Here is a 4,259-nt window from a genome sequence, read left to right as displayed (position 1 = left end):
CATTCTATCTGTTTCCAATACACATAAAACTCCATCTTTAATAATTACATATTTACATAGTTTACACATAAAAATATCCTCCTGGTTATTACAACCTAGAGGATATCTATATTTCTAATTGATTTTAAGTACTTTTTTATTTAATGTCCTTGACACGGGGTCCACATTAGATTCTTATAGTTTCTTATTCTTTTCTTTACATATATCTACTAGTGGACATTCCTTACAATGAGGTGTCATGGCTTTACAATGATATCTTCCAAAGAAGATCATTTGATGATGTGTTTTGATCCATCTATTTTTAGGAATAGTCTTCATGAGCTTCTTTTCTACAGTCAATACTGTATCATCCGCTTTCGCAAATCCAAGTCTTTTAGAAATACGTTCTACATGTGTATCTACCGCAATAGCGGGATAACCAAATCCTTCTGCCATGACAACATTGGCTGTTTTTCTTCCTACTCCTGGTAAAGTAATTAATTCTTTATGAGAAGCTGGTACAACGCCATTAAAGCGTGTCTGAAGAGCTTCAGCCATAGCCTTAATATTCTTAGCCTTATTTCTATAAAGGCCGATAGAATGGAGATCTGACTCTAATTCGGACAATGATGCATTCGCATAGTCTTCTACTGTCTGATATTTTTTAAATAGATGAGTAGTCAGTTTGTTCACTGCTTCATCTGTTGTTTGCGCTGATAACATTACTGCAACAAGTAATTCTAGATTGTTAGAATGATTCAATACACAACGTGCATCTGGAAACATTTCATCAAATGTATTGAGTATTCGATCTTGTTTTGTTTTAATCATTTTCCCACCAGTTATAATTTCTTACTTCTTCACTTACTTCTGGCTCTTCTTCTTGATATTTCTTAATATAATTCTTAGAATGAGCCCAGTTTTCTAATACTCTTTCAATATATCTAAAAGAAAGTGCATTAGATTTCACTGCTTCTCTTAAAGCAGATACAATCATTTCATCATCATATCCAGTTCTTTTAAACTGATTGATATATTCAATATCCATAGTACTCATTGTACGTCCAAAAGCATCCTCAAATATTTCTACAAGATTGACTTCTTCTTTCTTTTCTACCTTCATACCTAGTAATAGCTTTTCTAAAGGTTTGAAATCAATTTTTAAGTTAATACGATCAAGATAATGTTTGTCAACAAGTCTAATCATAATATCATCAATTTCTTTAATAGATAGAGACGAGAATTCCGCAATCTTTTGAGGATATATAGGTCTTACACCTAAATCACCTAAAGTCATCATCAATAATAATATATGTGTTTCTTCATCTTTTAGCCCTATAGACTTTCCTTTAAGTAATAATAGTTTCTTAAAGTCTATACACTGATAATCTTTCAACATTTCTGTACTCATAGACGATAATACTTCACAAACTTTCCTTCATCTAAAGAGTAATAGAAATAGTAAAGGTGCTCATCATTCTGATATTTTCCAAAATAAACAAGATCACCATTTTCATAACCTATAGATAAGCTACTTACATTTACTTTATATTCATTATTGATTGTATTGATGACATCTTCCTGTTTAGCGATAGAACCACTATAGCTATCTACTAATTTATATTTAGTATTGTAAACCTGATAGACCTTCTTTTTCTTCTTGTCTTTAATACGAATGATATAGTAGGTCTTAGCGCTGTTATATTCATTGAAGTAATCATCATAGTTAAGTTTATGTTTATTAATGATCTTATTTCTTTCTAATGCGATATCATTTTCATGATTAAAATAAGGAACATGTATACTTAACATGCAGAAAGAGACTACAATCAAAATAACCACTAATACTGCAATGATTAAATGATAAATCCAGTTTTTATCTTTCTTATTATAATTCATAACGACCTCCATAGTGCCACTATTATAGCGCATTTAAGATTAAAAAAAAAGAGATTCATCAATTTGAATCTCTATTAGAACTGCTTAATATCATAAAGAGAATTCTTAACATACTTGCAAGAGTTGCACATACTCCAGCAACATAAGTCAATGCAGCAGCATAAAGCATCTGCCATGCACCTGCATATTCATTTTCATTCAAGTATTGAGATTGTAATATCGCAAGTCCTCTTTTTGATGCATTAATTTCTACTGGCAATGTAATAATCTGGAAAGCTAAGATACCACACATAAGGAAGAAACCTAAAAAGGCAAGTTTAGTAGATCCTAATGCAAGTCCAATCATAATCGCAATCCAACCTAAATAATTTCCTACATTACATAAAGGAATAATCGCATTTCTTACACGTATTGGCATGTAGTTTTCATGATATTGAATGGCATGACCACATTCATGTGCTGCAACAGCACATGATGCAATGGTTGTACCATGATATATGTCACTCGAAAGAGATACACTATTATTAGAAGGATCAAAGTGATCTGATAATTCTCCATGTACTTCATAAACTGGTACATGAGTCATTCCATGAGAATCTAATATTTCTCTAGCCACTTGTGCCCCTGTGATACCACGGCTATTTTGTTTTTGACGGTATTTCGCGTATGTAGATTTAATCTTGGCCTGGCAGTATAAAGAAAAAACCATCGCAATAACTACTAAAATTGTACCAAGCATATAACCTGGATTTGTCATTAAATAACAACTCATTTTCATCAACTCCTGATACTATTATACATAAAAATTATTAACTGTATATAAACAAAAAAGATGCATTAGTTCATTGCATCTTTTAATCTATTACTTGGTTTGAAAGAAACTGTACGACTTGCAGGAATGATAATAGGTTCCTTAGTCTTAGGTGAAACACCCTTACGTTCATGGCAGTGATTGATTTTAAATGTACCGAAGCCAGAAATAAGAACTTTGTCACCATCAATCATACTTTCTACCATCGTATCAAAAACTGTATTCACAAGAATTTCAGCGTCTTTTTTTGTTAAATCTCTTTTTTCAGAAACGATATTGATTAATTCTTTTTTATTCACTTCTGTAATGCCTCCTAATAAATTATCCTTGAGTAGTATAACAAAATCTATCTTCTATTTCAAGAGATAAAATACAAAAAAAGCACGTAATAAAGGACATAAAATGAATTACTATTTTTTTGATTTATAGGCTTTTTCCCAGAACTTATTTCCTTCTTTTAAGAACTGTTTTTTAGAAAAAAATGTGATATCTAAGACACTTTCTTTCGCTTTTCTTATATCTAATGCAAAATTTTTTAATTCATTAGATACACGCCATGTATAAGGAATATGGTCTAATAAGAAGTAAGCACCAATTTTTAATGTACCTTTATAAACTGCATTTATTTTCTTACTATATAACTCCATAATCTCTTGGGCATAGTCACAATAATCTGTTTCATATTCATCACAATACATGACACAATAAATAGTTTTATGATTCATTAAAGACTCATTATTTTTCATATAATCAAGCATACATGAAGGGATAGTTTGCGAAGAGATAGGAAACATGAAAATAAGAGTATCATTATCTACTAAATCTTTATCTTCTATCACTTGTAATGTTTTAATAGTGACATCGTTTTTAAGATAGTGAGCAAGCTTATATGCCTGGTTATACATAACTTTATTTGTATATATTAAACCAGATAAGATGATTAAAGTATTATCCACGATCAACACCTCCAAATGTCTTAAGAGAATTGTCTAATTCTTCTTCAGTACAAAAATAAGTATTAATAGAAGAAATAGAATAACCTAAAAGAGAATCATGTAAATAATTCATCAACATCTTCTGTTCCTGTTCCGATATATCACCATAACCTATAAGAAGGATTTTCTTTGATTGCTGAGCTAAAGATGCATGACAGGTTGTTCCATCCACAGTTGTATAATAAGGCTCATATGAGGCAATATTGCGTTCTATAAAGGATTTTAGAGGTGTATCAAAGCATCCACAATAAATATGAGTCACTAATATAATCAAAGAAGCTTCTCCAATCCATTGATTAATGACCGATATATCATCATGATAACGACAAGGTGATCGTTTTTTTAGGCATGTATAATCACCAGTACAAGCACTATATTTAATATTATTCAGATTTACAATAACACTTTCTTTAAATAACTCTAAAGGAATGTCTTTATCAGTAATAACTATATTTTTCATATGATATGCCCTCCTCCCATAATGATACAAGAAGAAGTAAACGAATTCAATAAAAAAAGCCCTCCTGTCGGAAGGCATAAAAAAAGGACCTGGCAGCTTGCTATTGTCGCGTCTT

General features: G+C 30.8%; 7 protein-coding genes. All 7 read right to left on the bottom strand.

Annotation, left to right across the window (positions count from 1 at the left end):
• Positions 1–174: 174 nt before the first annotated feature.
• Positions 175–810, bottom strand: a complete 636-nt coding sequence (nth, locus tag ACT8VG_RS08040; protein WP_217107266.1) for an endonuclease III — start codon at positions 808–810, stop codon at positions 175–177.
• Positions 803–1,378 carry a DnaD domain-containing protein gene (locus ACT8VG_RS08035; RefSeq protein WP_238928292.1) on the bottom strand — a complete coding sequence of 192 codons (576 nt, stop codon included), beginning with the start codon at positions 1,376–1,378 and terminating at the stop codon, positions 803–805. Before ACT8VG_RS08035 ends, nth begins: the two co-directional genes overlap by 8 nt.
• Positions 1,379–1,386: 8 nt before the next feature.
• Complete coding sequence (locus ACT8VG_RS08030) at positions 1,387–1,878, bottom strand: hypothetical protein (RefSeq protein WP_187013018.1); 492 nt, start codon at positions 1,876–1,878, stop codon at positions 1,387–1,389.
• A 58-nt stretch (positions 1,879–1,936) separates the two neighbouring features.
• Positions 1,937–2,650, bottom strand: a complete 714-nt coding sequence (locus tag ACT8VG_RS08025; RefSeq protein ID WP_319016974.1) for a zinc metallopeptidase — start codon at positions 2,648–2,650, stop codon at positions 1,937–1,939.
• Between the two features lie 65 nt (positions 2,651–2,715).
• Complete coding sequence (locus tag ACT8VG_RS08020) at positions 2,716–2,988, bottom strand: HU family DNA-binding protein (protein ID WP_022424200.1); 273 nt, start codon at positions 2,986–2,988, stop codon at positions 2,716–2,718.
• 111 nt (positions 2,989–3,099) lie between these two features.
• On the bottom strand, positions 3,100–3,645 hold the full coding sequence (locus ACT8VG_RS08015) for a hypothetical protein (protein WP_195921639.1): 546 nt from the start codon (positions 3,643–3,645) through the stop codon (positions 3,100–3,102).
• Positions 3,638–4,144 (bottom strand): flavodoxin family protein, encoded by a 507-nt coding sequence (locus ACT8VG_RS08010; RefSeq protein WP_117460242.1) that lies wholly within the window; start codon positions 4,142–4,144, stop codon positions 3,638–3,640. Before ACT8VG_RS08010 ends, ACT8VG_RS08015 begins: the two co-directional genes overlap by 8 nt.
• Positions 4,145–4,259 lie beyond the last annotated feature (115 nt).

Source organism: Catenibacterium sp. (assembly GCF_052354645.1).
GTDB classification, from domain to species: domain Bacteria; phylum Bacillota_I; class Bacilli_A; order Erysipelotrichales; family Coprobacillaceae; genus Catenibacterium; species Catenibacterium mitsuoka_A.
Note: the sequence above shows the minus strand (reverse complement) of the source record. Positions and strands in the feature narration are given on the sequence as shown.